19 protein-coding genes and 1 pseudogene are annotated in these 14,664 nt (G+C 57.7%); 14 read left to right on the forward strand and 6 right to left on the reverse strand.

Annotated features, from left to right (window positions below; genetic code table 11):
- Nucleotides 1-31: 31 nt before the first annotated feature.
- A complete protein-coding gene (locus ACP15U_RS19330; protein WP_425046660.1) occupies nt 32-790 on the reverse strand; it encodes a F0F1 ATP synthase subunit A in 759 nt (252 codons plus the stop codon).
- 2 nt (nt 791-792) lie between these two features.
- Nucleotides 793-1,134: an AtpZ/AtpI family protein gene (locus ACP15U_RS19335; RefSeq protein WP_425046661.1), complete on the reverse strand. Its 342-nt coding sequence runs from the start codon at nt 1,132-1,134 to the stop codon at nt 793-795.
- 231 nt (nt 1,135-1,365) lie between these two features.
- On the opposite strand from ACP15U_RS19335, the gene ACP15U_RS19340 reads away from it, so the two are divergent.
- Nucleotides 1,366-1,704, forward strand: a complete 339-nt coding sequence (locus ACP15U_RS19340; protein WP_425046662.1) for an ArsR/SmtB family transcription factor — start codon at nt 1,366-1,368, stop codon at nt 1,702-1,704.
- Between the two features lie 29 nt (nt 1,705-1,733).
- On the opposite strand, the gene ACP15U_RS19345 is transcribed toward ACP15U_RS19340, so the two are convergent.
- Together ACP15U_RS19345 and ACP15U_RS19350 are read right to left on the reverse strand one after the other, a co-directional pair.
- Nucleotides 1,734-2,651, reverse strand: coding sequence for a DMT family transporter (locus ACP15U_RS19345; RefSeq protein ID WP_425046663.1), 918 nt, complete (start codon nt 2,649-2,651; stop codon nt 1,734-1,736).
- Nucleotides 2,648-3,526: a LysR family transcriptional regulator gene (locus ACP15U_RS19350; protein WP_425046664.1), complete on the reverse strand. Its 879-nt coding sequence runs from the start codon at nt 3,524-3,526 to the stop codon at nt 2,648-2,650. Before ACP15U_RS19350 ends, ACP15U_RS19345 begins: the two co-directional genes overlap by 4 nt.
- Before the next feature lie 125 nt (nt 3,527-3,651).
- On the opposite strand from ACP15U_RS19350, the gene ACP15U_RS19355 reads away from it, so the two are divergent.
- Complete coding sequence (locus tag ACP15U_RS19355; RefSeq protein WP_425046665.1) at nt 3,652-4,233, forward strand: FMN-dependent NADH-azoreductase; 582 nt, start codon at nt 3,652-3,654, stop codon at nt 4,231-4,233.
- Between the two features lie 44 nt (nt 4,234-4,277).
- Here ACP15U_RS19355 and ACP15U_RS19360 read toward each other — a convergent pair whose 3' ends face one another.
- Nucleotides 4,278-4,808, reverse strand: coding sequence for a prolyl-tRNA synthetase associated domain-containing protein (locus tag ACP15U_RS19360; RefSeq protein WP_425046666.1), 531 nt, complete (start codon nt 4,806-4,808; stop codon nt 4,278-4,280).
- A gap of 318 nt (nt 4,809-5,126) precedes the next feature.
- On the opposite strand from ACP15U_RS19360, the gene ffh reads away from it, so the two are divergent.
- The 12 genes and pseudogenes from ffh to ACP15U_RS19420 all read left to right on the forward strand — a co-directional run bounded on the left by ffh (nt 5,127) and on the right by ACP15U_RS19420 (nt 13,398).
- Nucleotides 5,127-6,647, forward strand: coding sequence for a signal recognition particle protein (gene ffh / locus ACP15U_RS19365; protein WP_425046667.1), 1,521 nt, complete (start codon nt 5,127-5,129; stop codon nt 6,645-6,647).
- Between the two features lie 4 nt (nt 6,648-6,651).
- Complete coding sequence (locus ACP15U_RS19370) at nt 6,652-7,197, forward strand: GNAT family N-acetyltransferase (protein WP_425046668.1); 546 nt, start codon at nt 6,652-6,654, stop codon at nt 7,195-7,197.
- Nucleotides 7,197-7,799: a GNAT family N-acetyltransferase gene (locus tag ACP15U_RS19375; RefSeq protein WP_425046669.1), complete on the forward strand. Its 603-nt coding sequence runs from the start codon at nt 7,197-7,199 to the stop codon at nt 7,797-7,799. Before ACP15U_RS19370 ends, ACP15U_RS19375 begins: the two co-directional genes overlap by 1 nt.
- Entirely contained in the window at nt 7,792-8,088 is a 297-nt protein-coding gene (locus ACP15U_RS19380) for a chorismate mutase (RefSeq protein WP_425046670.1), read from the forward strand. Before ACP15U_RS19375 ends, ACP15U_RS19380 begins: the two co-directional genes overlap by 8 nt.
- Before the next feature lie 66 nt (nt 8,089-8,154).
- Complete coding sequence (gene rpsP / locus ACP15U_RS19385) at nt 8,155-8,538, forward strand: 30S ribosomal protein S16 (protein ID WP_425046671.1); 384 nt, start codon at nt 8,155-8,157, stop codon at nt 8,536-8,538.
- Between the two features lie 11 nt (nt 8,539-8,549).
- Nucleotides 8,550-9,185 (forward strand): annotated as a pseudogene (gene bluB, locus ACP15U_RS19390) (5,6-dimethylbenzimidazole synthase).
- Nucleotides 9,186-9,328: 143 nt separating this feature from the next.
- Nucleotides 9,329-9,832: a ribosome maturation factor RimM gene (gene rimM / locus ACP15U_RS19395; protein WP_425046672.1), complete on the forward strand. Its 504-nt coding sequence runs from the start codon at nt 9,329-9,331 to the stop codon at nt 9,830-9,832.
- Nucleotides 9,833-9,937: 105 nt separating this feature from the next.
- Nucleotides 9,938-10,753: a tRNA (guanosine(37)-N1)-methyltransferase TrmD gene (trmD, locus tag ACP15U_RS19400; RefSeq protein ID WP_425046673.1), complete on the forward strand. Its 816-nt coding sequence runs from the start codon at nt 9,938-9,940 to the stop codon at nt 10,751-10,753.
- Nucleotides 10,754-10,924: 171 nt separating this feature from the next.
- Complete coding sequence (locus ACP15U_RS19405) at nt 10,925-11,353, forward strand: CBS domain-containing protein (RefSeq protein ID WP_425046674.1); 429 nt, start codon at nt 10,925-10,927, stop codon at nt 11,351-11,353.
- A 313-nt stretch (nt 11,354-11,666) separates the two neighbouring features.
- Nucleotides 11,667-12,050 carry a 50S ribosomal protein L19 gene (rplS, locus tag ACP15U_RS19410; protein WP_425046675.1) on the forward strand — a complete coding sequence of 128 codons (384 nt, stop codon included), beginning with the start codon at nt 11,667-11,669 and terminating at the stop codon, nt 12,048-12,050.
- Nucleotides 12,051-12,061: 11 nt separating this feature from the next.
- Nucleotides 12,062-12,283 carry a 50S ribosomal protein L31 gene (rpmE, locus tag ACP15U_RS19415; RefSeq protein ID WP_425046676.1) on the forward strand — a complete coding sequence of 74 codons (222 nt, stop codon included), beginning with the start codon at nt 12,062-12,064 and terminating at the stop codon, nt 12,281-12,283.
- A 305-nt stretch (nt 12,284-12,588) separates the two neighbouring features.
- Nucleotides 12,589-13,398, forward strand: coding sequence for a division plane positioning ATPase MipZ (locus tag ACP15U_RS19420; RefSeq protein WP_425046677.1), 810 nt, complete (start codon nt 12,589-12,591; stop codon nt 13,396-13,398).
- Here ACP15U_RS19420 and ACP15U_RS19425 read toward each other — a convergent pair whose 3' ends face one another.
- Complete coding sequence (locus ACP15U_RS19425; protein WP_425046678.1) at nt 13,399-14,628, reverse strand: adenylate/guanylate cyclase domain-containing protein; 1,230 nt, start codon at nt 14,626-14,628, stop codon at nt 13,399-13,401. It lies immediately after the preceding gene.
- Nucleotides 14,629-14,664: the final 36 nt, after the last annotated feature.

A 14,664-nucleotide genomic window follows, 5' to 3' on the forward strand; every position in this document is an offset into this window, starting at 1 on the left:
GAGGACCTCCTCCGCCGCGTGAGGTTTGACCTTAGTGGCTCGGATGCAGCGCATCCTTCAGATATACGCAGGTCAGAATGGTGAACACGTAGGCCTGTATGAAGGCCACGAGGACTTCGAGACCGTAGATTGCCGTGATCGACAGGATCGACAGCGGCGCGATCGCGGTAACTGCGGCGAAACCGGCAAAAACCTTGATCACCGCGTGACCGGCCATGACGTTACCCGCCAGACGAATGGAGTGGCTGACCGGACGTACGAAGTAGGAAATCAACTCGATGATTGCCAGAACCGGGCGCAGCGGCAGTGGCGCGCTCGAGACCCAGAACAGGCCAAGGAAAGCGGAGCCGTTCTTGACGAAACCCAGCACGGTAACGCTGATGAACACGGCAAAAGCCATGACTGCGGTAACTGCGATGTGCGAAGTGGTGGTGAAGGAAGTGGGGATCAGGCCAAGAAAGTTCGCCATGACGATGAACATGAACAATGTCATGACATACGGAAAATATTTGACCCCGTCCTTACCGCAGATGTCTTCGACCATCTTGTAGATGAAGCCATAGGCCAGTTCGCCTATGGACTGGATGCGCGAAGGAACGATTGCGCGCTTGGAGGTTCCAAGCACCAGCAAAGCAAAAATCGCCAGAACGGCCAGAGCCATCCACAGGGTGACGTTAGTGGGCGTGTACCAGGCTATTGTGTCCCCGCCAAAGAGCGGCTTCACAATGAACTGGTCCATCGGGTGAAATACCAGACCACCTTCTTCTGCACCGTGCGCTTCGCTTGCCACGTCTAGTCCCTCTCGTCTCTCTCGGCCGCGCGATCTTCTTCGTCGGCCATTTTCTTCTCCTGAGCCTCCTGCGCGCTTCGGAGCATTGTTTTCACCCCGGCCGCGAGACCCAAAAATACAAATAGCACCAGGAAGATCGGGATTGTCCCGAGCAGGCTGTCCAGCCCGTATCCGATGCCGAAGCCGATCCCGAGACCGGCAACAAGTTCGATCACCATCCGCCAGGCCAGCTGTGCCTGAGAATAATGCTCATCTGCGCGTGGAGCAGGCTCCTGCAGTTTCCGCGCCGCCGAAATCCGTTCCTCCAGCTGCGTCAGGCGCTGCTTTTGGTCGTGTTCGGTCAACGGTTTCCCTTCGCGCTGTCTTGGGCATGGTGCTAAGGGCGTGTGCGATCAGAGTCAACGGCATTGAGCGATCTAGGAAGAACCAATTAACTGTTTGTTTTTAAATTACTTTTTCCAGACTCTAGGACCCCGGATCATTCGGTCGCAGGCGTCAAATTCGGGATTCCAGCAAGAATTGCATATTCAACCAATCGGTTGACGATCGGATCTCAACAGGGCAAGGGGCTTGGCATGACAGAGAGACTCGATCTGGTGTTTGCGGCGCTTGCCGATCCGACCCGGCGCGCCATTCTGGCGATGTTGCTGGAGGACGACATGGCTGTCACCGATGTTGCAGAACCTTTCGAGATGTCGCTTGCTGCGATTTCCAAACACCTCGTGATCCTGACCAGAGCCGGGCTGATAGCTCAGGAGAAACGAGGACGTGTGAAATGGTGCAAACTGGAGCCAGACGCTTTGCGTGCGGCTTCGGTATGGATGCAGGGATTTGGCCAGTTCGAACCCGTCAACCTTGATGCCTTCGAGCGGTTCCTCGAAGTGGAACTGCCCGAGGCCGATCAGGACATCTGAACAGCAGGGTGCGGAATCGAAGGCTTTGCTCAGTTCGAACCTGCCTGTTGTGACGTGTTCGGACCCTCCGGCCCCTCCTCAAGCAAAAGGATAAGGGCCAACACGGTCATTGCGATGCCGACCAGAACCAAACCGGTTGGCGCGCCGCGACCAAGGGCAATCTCCCACAGGATCACCCACGAGGGCGTCAGATAAGTGTAGGCCATCACTTTCGCCGATGGCAGGCGCAAGGTCGCGAATTGCAACAGAACAAACGTTGCAGCGCTGGCAAAGACCGCTAGGTATCCCAGGCCGATCCAGACGATAGGCGGCAGCGCCAACCAGTCGGTTTCGCGAAGATCCGACCAGCCATAAACGATCAGGATGGTACAGCCGGCCAGCAACATGCCCAGCGTGAACACAACGGCCGGCTCTCCGCGGTTTAGCTTTCGTACCATCGGCGTATAGATTGCATGCGCGGCGCAGCCCCAGAAATAGATGATCTCGCCCTTTCCGATTTCGAATGCCTGAAATGCGGACCAGTCAGCGCGAAAGATCACCCATAGTGCACCTGCGCCTCCGATGGCCAATGCGATGGCCATTCGGGGCGACGTCACCTGACGCAGCAAGAACCAACCAGCGACTGCAGCCATCACGGGTGTCAATGTAAAGACCGCTGCCGCGCTGACAGGCGCTGCCGTTTTCAGGCCCTCAAACATCAATACGAAGTAAGCGGCGAAGAGCCCACCGAGAACAAAGTAGCGCCACGGGGCAGCGAAGGCAGACCGAGACACCCCCGTCGTGGTCACGGCTGCGATCCCGATCACCACCGCTGCAAGGGCGAAGCGAACAGCATTGAGTGCGGCCGGGGAAATCTCATTCGCGACCATCGATCCGAGCGAGAATGAACCTGCCACGAGCGCCGAAAAAAGCAGCATTGCCAGATGGCCCTGCGCCTGCGGACTCATTCGCGCCAGTCCTTTGCACGCTCCTTTATGAACTTCAGGAAAGTCTGGACCTTAGTGGTGCGATGCAAGTCTACATGGGTGACCAACCACAGTGCACCTGCCCAATCATCCTCGGGCGGCATGATTTCCACGAGGCTGTCGTGGCGCTGTGCCTCCCAGCGGGCCATAAATCCGATCCCAGCCCCCGCCAACACAGCTTCCTGCATGGAAAACCCGTTTGTGCAGCGAAAGGTGATCGCATTGGCAGGCACATTCTGCCTGAGCCAGCGGCTGAACGGCGCGCGGCTGTTTTCGTCGTCGTTGCCGACAAAACGGTGGTTCGGGAAATCGGCGAGATCGCGCGGTGTACCGAAACGCTCTACGTAATCCTTACTGGCATAGAGGCCGATCCGCTGAGTGAGGAAGGGTTGCACCACATTGTCCGGCTGGTCAGGCGCAGCACCCGCCCGCACGGCGACATGAGCCTCGCCATATTCCAGCCGAAACACCCTGTCACTGGTCAGATAGCGGACGATCAGATCCGGGTGCATCTTCTGAAACTCTGCCAATGCCGGCGCGAGCAGCGGCGCAAAGGATCCCAAAGAGGTGACAACAAGTTCGCCCGAAACATCGTCACCTTGTCCCTTCAATCGCCCGACGAGCTGATTGAATTGATCCTCGGTAGCCTGCGCGACCCGCAACAGGTCGTCTCCGGCTTCGGTCGGGGTATATCCGCGGGCATGACGCTGAAACAGCTTGACCCCCAGTCGCCCTTCGATTGCATCAATATGACGGATCACAGTGGCATGATGAACGCCAAGAACTTCTGCGGCTCCGCTTACGGTTCCCATCCGAGCCACTTGAAAAGCAGTCCGAACCTCGTCCCAATTGTCCATTCCAGCCCTCGAGGTATGTGCATTTTCCAACAATAAATGTTTTTATAGTTGAGTTGTGTTCAATTTTGCAATGGCTATTTCTTTGATCATCACATCACTTTGCCCAATCGAAGGAAACCCGACCAATGCCCCGCACCATCCTGCACATCGACGCTTCCGCCCGCCGCAAGAATTCCGCAACCCGGGCCCTGTCCGACGAGATTGTTGCGAAGCTGGACGCCTCCCGCGTTATCCGCCGGGATCTGGCTGCTCCGCTGCCATTGATCAACGAAGCATGGGTGGATGCCAATTTCACCCCGGCCGACCAGAGATCTGCCGAACAACGAGACACGCTGGCCCTGTCCGACACTCTGGTGCGGGAGCTGTCAGAGGCCGACACGATCGTCATTGGCCTGCCAGTCTACAACTTCTCGGTCCCCGCAGCATTCAAAGCCTGGGTTGATTTGGTGGCCCGCGCGGGACTGACCTTTGCATACACCGAGAATGGTCCGAATGGGTTGCTGAAGGGCAAACGCGCCATACTGGCGGTGGCGTCCGGCGGCATGCCGCTGGGCTCCAAGGCTGATTTCGCTTCTACCTATGCCCGACACGTTCTGGGCTTCATCGGCATTACAGACGTTGAGATCATTGCCGCAGAGCAGACCTCCATTGACCCCGAAGCCGCACTGAAATCGGCAAAGTCAGCACTTGGTGAACTGGCGGCCTGATACAGAAACCGGGATCGTGCTCCTTGGCGTGGTCCCATCCCCGACTAAGGCAGCCACGTCACCTGGCAGTCGATCCGGTCAAAGAATTCCAGCACATCCTGCCGCGACATCGCGACGGTGCGGTCGTTGACCAGCGGGTGCATATAGATCACCTCGGCATCCCGCGCGGCGATATCCATGAAAAACCGCACTTCGTTCTTCACCCCGTTGATCATCGCCATCGGCGAAACGGCACCAGGGCGGATACCAAGGTTCTGCATGAGCCTCTCCGCAGATCCAAAGGACAGACTCCCTGCGCCCAGCTTGCGGCCCAGTTCCTTCAGGTCGATCTCATGGCTTTGTTCCAGCGTCACAAGATAATTCCGCTTCTTCTTGTCTCTCAAATACAGGTTCTTGATCCGCAGCGCCTTTTCACCCGGAACCATAAACTGGTTCTCGACGGCCTTAGACTCCTCAACGGTCCGCAGGGGCACATGTTCATGCAGACGATACCTGAGACCCCAATTTTTCAGTCTGTCCAACAGGGCGTCTGAACTGATTGGCAGACTATCCTGGTAATTTGACGACGCATCCATCGCGGGACCCTATTAGTGGATTGCAGGTTACACGGGCTCTAGCCGCAGTTGAAACAAGTTCGCAAGCCGCGAAACCTTGACTCTGACGATCAAGAGGGATACCGAGCCCGCAAAACCCGGAAGTATCACATCTTCCGGTCCCTTGAGTCGCTCAGGGATCGCCCTCCACCAGCGCGTTGCGCCCGTGGGGGCAAAACCGTTTGGCAGGCCGCGAGCGCGAACCCTTGCGCGTCTGGATCTGGACAGGCGATTGAGATTGGAACCCCAGCTTCCTACCTTGGAAGCGCCACGCAAGTAACCGGCACAGGAGGCCGAGGCATGTTTGAAAATTTATCCGAACGCCTCTCTGGCGTCTTTGACCGTCTGACGAAGCAGGGCGCGCTTTCCGAAGAGGACGTCAAAACCGCCCTGCGCGAAGTTCGCGTGGCTCTGCTGGAGGCGGACGTCTCGCTCACCGTTGCCCGTGAGTTCATCAAGAAAGTTCAGGAGCAGGCCACCGGCCAGGCCGTGACCAAGTCGGTGACACCCGGCCAGCAGGTGGTCAAGATCGTTCACGATGCATTGGCTGACACGCTTCGTGGCGAGGAAGATCCCGGAAATCTGAAGATCGACAATCCGCCGGCCCCCATACTGATGGTGGGTCTGCAGGGTGGCGGCAAAACAACCACAACCGGCAAACTCGCCAAACGCCTGAAAGAGAAAGAAGGCAAGAAGGTCCTGATGGCCTCGCTTGACGTCTACCGTCCCGCAGCGATGGACCAGCTTGCGGTGCTGGGCACCCAGATCGGAGTCGATACCCTCCCTATCGTTCCGGGTCAGAAGCCGGTCGACATTGCCCGGCGCGCCAAGCAGCAGGCATCTCTGGGCGGATATGATGTCTACATGCTCGATACTGCGGGTCGCCTACATATCGACGAAGTCCTGATGCAAGAGGTCGAGGACGTCCGCAACGTCGTCGAACCGCGCGAAACCCTGCTGGTGGTCGATGGCTTGACCGGGCAGGTCGCGGTCGAAGTCGCTGAAGAGTTCGATGCAAAGATCGGAATCTCCGGAGTGGTTCTGACCCGAATGGACGGTGATGGCCGTGGCGGTGCCGCTTTGTCGATGCGGGCCGTAACCGGCAAGCCGATCCGCTTTGTGGGTCTGGGCGAAAAGATGGATGCGCTCGAAACTTTCGAGCCGGACAGGATCGCTGGCCGAATTCTGGGCATGGGCGACATCGTATCGCTGGTCGAGAAGGCTCAGGAAACCATCGAGATGGAGCAGGCCGAGCGCATGATGAAGCGCATGGCCAAGGGTCAGTTCAACATGAACGACCTCAAGATGCAGCTGGAACAGATGCTCCAGATGGGCGGTATGCAAGGCATGATGCAGATGATGCCCGGCATGGGAAAAATGGCCAAACAAGTCGAAGAATCCGGCATGGATGACAAGGTTCTCAAGCGTCAGATCGCTCTGATCCAGTCCATGACCAAGCGCGAACGCGCGAACCCGTCGCTGTTGCAAGCCAGTCGGAAGAAACGCATTGCAGCAGGTGCCGGTATGGAAGTCTCTGACCTCAACAAGCTGTTGAAAATGCAGCGCCAGATGTCCGACGTGATGAAAAAGATGGGCAAGATGGGCAAAGGCAAGATGCTGAAGCAGGCCATGAAGGGCATGTTCGGCAAGGGCGGCGCTCCGGCGGATATGGCCGAGATGGCCAAGGGGATGGATCCCAAAGCGCTGGAACAGGCCGCCAAAGCCATGGGGGGTGGAAAAGGTATGCCGGGCGGATTGCCCGGACTGGGTGGCGGAATGGGCCTGCCGCCGGGTCTCAGTGGATTTGGGAAAAAGAAGTAAACCGATGAGCTTCTCGATACCCACCCTTGAAACATCCCGCCTGATCCTGCGGGCGCCGTGCGAGGCCGATTTCCCGGCCGAGGCGGAATTTTTCGCGTCGGATGCGTCACGTTTTGTCGGTGGACCCAAACACCCTGACGAAACATGGCGTGCCCTCGCGATGATGCTTGGCCACTGGATGTTGCGTGGATATGGGTTCTGGGGTGTCGAGAGCCGTGAAACCGGGACCTATCTCGGCCATGTCGGATTGTGGAGCCCGGAAGGCTGGCCGGAGCCGGAAATCGGTTGGACCCTTATGAACGATGCCACCGGCAATGGCTATGCGACCGAGGCCGCGATGGCGGCCCGCAGTTATGCCTATGACGTATTACAATGGCCGACGGCCATAAGCCTGATCGATCCCGCGAACACCGCAAGCCAGGCTGTCGCCCGGCGGCTTGGCGCGGCATTCGAGACTACTTTTGAACATTCCGCTTTCGGAACCATGCACGTCTGGCGGCACCCGGCCCCGGACGCACTGGTGAACGGTGGCATGGAGGCCTATGCCTGATGCCCCGCAACATTCCCATACTTGAAACGAAGCGGCTGGTGCTGCGCGGCCCCGAGGCCGAGGATTATCCGGACTTTCGAGCAACCTTTACCAGCTACCGGGCCCGCTTCATGGGGGGGCCGCTTAATGCCTATGAGAGCTGGATGCTCTACGCCGCTGAAATCGGGCATTGGCAGATTCGCGGATATGGCATGTGGATGATCCACGACAAGGTCACCGACGAGACCTATGGCATGGCTGGCGGCTGGATGCCCGCAAAATGGCCGGAAAAGGAACTGGCCTGGGTCATCTGGCCGGATGCCGCGGGTCATGGCTATGCGCTTGAAGCCGTCGATGCGGCAAGGCGCTATTTCTATACCCAACTCGGCTGGGATGGCGCGGTCAGCTATATCGACCCGAAAAATCTGGATTCTATCAGGCTCGCAGAACGGTTGGGCGCCAAGAAAGATCATTCGGCGGCCACAATCGACGGCAATGACGCGGTCTATCGCCATCCTTCTCCGGCCGAACTTGAGGGAACCCAGCTTGCGCATGGGATCGAAATGGAAATCGGCCACTATCAGGATCCGCTGTTCAAACCGAAAGGATGGGCCATTGACTGATGCCGTGACCCGGGCAGCGGAGCTGCTGAAAGAACATCGCGACAGCATCGACCGGCTGGATGCTATCCTCGTCTACACTCTGGGCGAGCGGTTCAAGCACACACAGGCCGTCGGCAGACTGAAAGCGACACATGACCTTCCCCCGTCCGATCCCGCACGCGAAGCCGCGCAGATCGCCCGGCTTGAAGATTTGGCAAAGCGGGCCAACCTGGATCCCGATTTCGCCAAGGCTTTTCTGAACTTCATCATTCAGGAAGTCATCAGACACCACAAAAAGCACCAGGAATAACCGGACATCGACCGGCCCCACAGAAAACACACCAGCGGTGTTATGCCATCATAGGAGAACTGAACAATGGCAATGAAAATTCGTTTGGCCCGCGGCGGCTCGAAAAAGCGCCCCTTCTACCGCATTGTTGCTGCCGACTCGCGCATGCCGCGTGACGGCCGTTTCATCGAAAAGCTCGGCACCTACAACCCGCTGCTGCCGAAGGATTCCGAAGAGCGCATCAAGATGAACATGGAGCGTATCCAGTACTGGCTCGATCAGGGCGCACAGCCCACCGACCGGATCGCACGTTTCCTCGAAGCGGCCGGTGTTCGCGAAAAAGCCGAACGTCAAAACCTGAAAAAGGGTGAACCCGGCACCAAGGCCAAAGAGCGCGCAGAAGAAAAAGCAGCCAAGGCTGCCGAAGCCGATGCAGCGCCTGCCGAAGAAGCTGTTGCAGCTGAAGAATAAGCAGGCCGGGCGTGCAGGATCAGACCTTTCCCGAGGAGTTCTGCACGCAGCTTGACCAGTTGTTGCGTCTCCGGCGCGATGTGCGCCGGTTCCGAACTGATCCGGTTGACTAGGCAGCGCTTGTGCGCTGCCTCGCTGCATTTCATACCGCCCCGTCTGTGGGACTGAGCGAACCCTGGCGCCTTGTCCGCGTGGACAGCAAACAGGCCCGGGCGTCTGCACTGGAAAACTATGAGATCGCCAATGCCGCGGCGCTGAAGGGATGCTCTGGCGAAACCGCGGCCGCCTATGCCGGCCTCAAGCTTTCGGGCATGCGCGAAGCCCCGGTGCAACTGGCCGTGTTCTGCGATGAAGGCACAGTCAAAGGCCACGGACTGGGCGCGCGGACCATGCCAGAGATACGCCGCTACTCCGTGGTCTGCGCCATCACCCTGTTCTGGCTCCGCCTGCGTGCCGAAGGACTGGGGCTGGGTTGGGTATCGATCCTTGATCCGGTCCGGCTGACCCAAGATCTTGGTGTGCCAGAGGGCTGGGAACTTGTCGGATATTTTTGTATCGGCTGGCCCCAAGACAGTTCGGACACACCGGAACTGCAACTCTCCGGCTGGGAAACACGGGCGGACAAACTGATGATCGAGGCGCGTTGACCCATGTTCAGATTAGTCCGACTTGCCATGTTCACCGCCGGTGCATTTGTACTCGGGGTTCTGTTTGAGCGAAATGCGCATAACGACAGGTGCCTTGATGCCGGCGGCAGGGTCGTGTCCAAGTTATGTGAAGGAGGGCAAAGATGAGCGATCTGGTTTGCGTTGGCGCAGTAGCGGGCGCTTTTGGTGTCCGCGGAGAAGTGCGACTGAAGAGCTTCTGCGCTATACCCGAAGATATTGAATCCTATTCTCCTCTTAGCAACGAGGATGGAACCGAAAGCTATCCGTTGGTCCTGACGGGTTCGATCAAGAACGGTTTTGCTGCGCGGCTGGGCGGGGTCGAAACCAAAGAGCAGGCCGACGCGATCAAGGGCCTCCGCCTGTTTGCCAGACGGGATCAACTGCCGTCGCTGCCCGACGATGAATACTATCACACAGACCTGATCGGGCTGGAGGTTTTCGATACCGGTGGCACTGTTCTTGGCCGGGTGAAATCCGTGCAGAACCACGGGGCCACGGACCTTTTGGAGCTTCACGGGCCCGGCATCAAGGGCACGGTGCTGTTGCCCTTTACACTGGCAGCTGTGCCAACGGTCGATTTGAAGGCGGGCCGCATCATTGCCGACCCGCCCGAAGGATTGTTCTGAAACGGCCTTTGGGCAAGAATCGGTCCTGTTGCCTCACTTCCGGCAACGAAAAAGCCGACCACGACGCAATACAGCCTCATCAAAGCCCGCGCAGGAGAGCATTTCGTGACAGACGACGCCCCCAATCGGTCCCTGGGTCGCAAGACCATCCGCCCGACCCTGAAACCGCGCGAACTCATTACCCCTACACCGGATCTGCACGGAGTCTGGAAGGCCAAGATCCTGACCCTGTTCCCCGAAGCATTTCCCGGTGTCCTTGGCGAAAGCCTGACCGGCAAAGCCTTGCAGGAAGGGCTCTGGCAGCTCGAAACAATCGAGCTGCGCAAATTCGGGATTGGCAAGCATCGCAATGTGGACGACACCCCTGCAGGCGGCGGCGCCGGTATGGTTTTGCGGGCTGACGTTCTAGGCAATGCCATCGACCATGCGATGGAAGGCGTCACCGGCAACTGGCCCCTAATTTATCTTTCGCCACGTGGCAAACGAATGGATCAGAACCTGATGCGCAACCTTGCACGCGCAGATGGTGTCACCTTGCTGTGCGGACGGTTCGAGGGCGTGGATGAACGGGTTTTGGAGCACTACGGAATTCAGGAAGTTTCACTCGGCGATTTTGTCATGACGGGCGGTGAGATTGCGGCACAGGCGCTGATCGACGCAACTGTGCGGCTGATTCCTGGCGTCCTTGGCAACCAGGCATCGACCGAAGAAGAGAGCTTTTCATCCGGTTTGCTGGAACATCCCCAATATACCCGGCCCGCCGAATGGAAAGGCCGGCCGATTCCCGAAGTTCTGATGTCCGGACATCACGGGAAGATTGACCAGTGGCGGCGGGAAAAGAGCGAAGAGATCACACGCGAACGCCGCCCGGACCTTTGGGAGGCCCATCGCAGATCTTCAGAGGATCAGGAACAGAGCTGACGCCAAAAACCTGCCCGATACAGCTGCTTATTGGAACGAAAATCAATCAGACGGATTGGATTGCGGCCGTTTCCGCCTGCACCATGTGATCTGAATCATGGTGATGCCGCGCCTTTGAATGCCACTGTGGCTACGTTGTCTTTCAGTTCTTCCAATGAAAGGAGGAGAATGATGACCACAGTCCGGCAACTCATTCACGAAAAGGGGGCAGAGGTGATCACTGTCCGACCGGAAGATACAGTCTTGGAGGCGATCACGAAGATGGCCGATCACAACGTGGGATCAGTCCTCGTTATGAACGGAACACAGCTTTCCGGCATTTTCACCGAAAGGCACTACGCCAGGAATGTGTTCCTGAAAGGCCGGTCCTCGCCCGACACCCGGGTCGGCGAGATCATGGCTGAGCGTGTCGTCTGCGCCACCCCTGACCAGACGGTAGAAGAGTGCATGGCCGTCATGACCGATAAAGCAGTTCGTCACCTTCCGGTTCTTGAAGGAAATCAACTGGTCGGCGTAGTCTCGATCGGCGATCTGGTAAAGAGCATCATAAGCGACCAGAAATTCGTCATCGAACAGCTGGAGCACTATATCTCCGGATAGGTCGGACCGGGCGCCATTGGTGCAGTCCATGATTGAGCGGCGCAATACATGGCCGCCACACTCGGGGCTTGATCAATGTTGCAGCCCGCACTATACGTCCGCCGTTCGGAATCGTTTTGCGGCTCCGGGCTCTTTCTGTTTTGCAGGTATCCGCAGAACCTTCTTCGGTTCGACAGGCGGCTGGCTGGACAGAAACAAGGAACAGACAACCTGATCTCTGGCGGGCTGCATCTGGCAGGACCCGGTGAAGACCAAGAGCTCTTAGGTGCATCAAAACTTCGTGGACCAACCACGAGCAGATAGGAGAATTGCGATGGACCTGATCGCACAGCTCGAGGCGGAACAGATTTCCGCCCTGGGGAAAGATATCCCCGATTTCAAAGCCGGTGACACAATCCGTGTCGGCTTCAAAGTGACCGAAGGGTCGCGCACCCGTGTGCAGAACTACGAAGGTGTCTGCATCGCGCGTAAGAACGGCAACGGCATTGCCGGTTCGTTCACCGTGCGCAAGATCTCCTTCGGTGAAGGCGTGGAACGTGTCTTCCCGCTTTACTCGACCAACATCGACAGCATCACCGTTGTCCGCCGTGGCCGCGTCCGCCGCGCCAAGCTGTATTATCTGCGTTCGCGTCGGGGCAAGTCCGCCCGGATCGCAGAGGTCACCAACTACAAGCCCAAAGCGGGCGCCGAGGCGTAAGGACCGGAACCATGAAAAAAGACACCCACCCCGATTACCACATCATCAACGTCAAGATGACCGATGGCACCGTGGTCGAAATGAAATCGACCTGGGGCAAGGAAGGCGACCAGCTGTCGCTGGACATCGATCCTTCGGTGCACCCTGCCTGGACCGGCGGTGGCGCGCGCCTGTTGGATACCGGTGGTCGCGTTTCCAAATTCAAGAAAAAGTACGAAGGTCTGGGTTTCTGATCCTACCCCTTCCGACTGTTCAAAGGCCGTCCTGAAGGGCGGCCTTTTCAGTTTTGCATCCGATAGCTCTCGCCCGACTGCTTGGCCCCGGCCCTGTAGGCCGGGATCTGAGAAATTGGCAACAGTCCACGGCCGCCCCAAATTGCCGCCCTGCCAATCACACCAAAAACCCACTTCGAGCCCACCTCGCAACACGCACAGTATTTTGGGTGATCGGGCCAGCAAACTCCCTTCCCTTACAAACCCCCACAACATATAGTGGCCGGAAAACGGTGCCGCTGCGCGGCAGGTAAGAGGATCGGGCAATGGCGCATATTATCGTGGTCGGAAACGAGAAAGGTGGTGCGGGAAAATCCACTGTCTCGATGCATGTGGCCACGGCTCTTTCGCGGATGGGCAAGAAGGTTAACACGCTTGACCTCGACCTGCGGCAACGCAGCCTTGGTCGATACGCCGAAAACCGCAAGGATTTCCTCGCCAAGAGTGGCCTTGAATTACCTTCACCCGAAACACACGACCTGCCCGAAATCGACCCGTCACAACTGAAGCCCGGCGAGAACATCTATGACCACCGCCTGTCTGCCGCCGTCGCTAATCTGGAAGCCGACAGCGACTTTATCCTGATTGACTGCCCCGGCTCACACACCCGTCTCAGTCAGGTTGCGCATTCGCTGGCCGATACGCTGATCACGCCTCTCAATGACAGTTTCGTGGATTTTGATCTGCTGGCTCGTATCGATGCGAAAGGCGAAACAATTCTTGGCCCTTCGGTCTATTCCGAAATGGTCTGGAATGCCCGCCAGTTGAGAGCGCAGGCCGGGTTGAAACCTATCGACTGGATTGTCATTCGCAACCGGGTCGGCACCCAGCGCATGGTTAATAAGGAAAAGATGGAACGCGCTATCACGATGCTGTCCAAGCGCATTGGCTTCCGCATCGCACCCGGATTTTCCGAGCGTGTGGTGTTTCGCGAGCTGTTTCCCCGAGGGCTGACATTGCTTGATCTCAAGGATATCGGCGTCAAGCAACTGAACATCTCGAACGTGGCCGCACGGCAGGAATTGCGCGAAATGATGAAGGCACTGAACCTGCCGGACGTCGAAATCGACTTCTGATCACCCGAAAAGAGTAAATAGCTCTTTCGGCTCGGGAACGCCGCGCAGCATATATCGTCCCAGCGAAACCAGATCGAATTTGCAGGGACGGGCCGCGTTGGCGACTTCGTCCGACAGGATGAGCTTTTGTCCCAAGGCCTTGTGCATTCCGGAAATACGCGCAGTCTGATTCACCGCAGGGCCGATCACCGTAAAATCTAGACGAGATGCAGCGCCTATGTTCCCGTACAGGATTTCTCCTGCATGCAGTGCCAGAGTATATTCTGCAACTTCCAGACCAGCAGCGCGCCTTTCTTCGTTCTTTTCCGCCATACGTTCCCTGAGAAGAACGACGGCCTCCAATGCAGCGTGCGCATCTTCATGCAGCTCACCAACGTCAAACATCGCCATCAATCCGTCGCCCATGAACTTAAGGATGTTTCCACCCTTTTGCTGCACGACGTCCACGACCACACCGAAGTAGTCATTTAGCATTGCGATCATGTCTGGGCCCGGAATACGTTCGGCCAGAGTGGTGAAGCCCTCGAGATCAAAGTTCCAGATCACCGCGTCAATTTGCTGAAGCGAACCTCGTCTGATCTCACCGGAAAACACCCGCCGCCCAGCATCCCGACCCAGATAAACACCAAGAAGATCCTCGGCCATCCGGCGATTGGCTGCAGATTTTAGCGCAAGGCCCAAATAGGGAATGCTCTGCCGGATCAAGTCGAGATCCTGATCTCGGAATCCGTCGGGTGCATTGCTCGCCCATGACAACAGCACACCTTCGGGGGCGTTGTTGGGGTCGACCACCCAATCGCCGCCGCCATGTTTTTCCATCAGAACACCCATGGCGAAGTAATCCGTCGCCCCCCGATCCCGGAGTTCGTTCAGAAACGGGAACCGGCTGGGCGTGTTGCTGTCGACCAAACGTTCACGCAGCTCATCGCTCTCGCTGGTCAGGATCACATATAGTGGGCTGGCCAGCCATCGTTCCTGCGGCGAATCTGTATGCACATAGTTTTCCAAGGATATGCCCTGATCGCTGCTCCAGCTGTAACCGGTGCCACCGTAATTTGGATGAAAGGCGCTTTGTGCGGCGTGCAAGCGCATCAACGGCACGCCCATGTCGACCAAGTGGCTGCAATAGCCGTCAAGAACTTCCTTCTGGCTGGCGCCTTCCAGACCACGCGCCATCAACCACGAAGCCAGACTGTCGATGTTTTGCAAGGATGGCGCGTTCTGTCTCATTTCATGCTCCGGTTAACTGCCTTCCGATTTGGGGTC

This window comes from Primorskyibacter sp. S87 (assembly GCF_049801055.1).
Lineage (GTDB): Bacteria > Pseudomonadota > Alphaproteobacteria > Rhodobacterales > Rhodobacteraceae > JBNAGF01.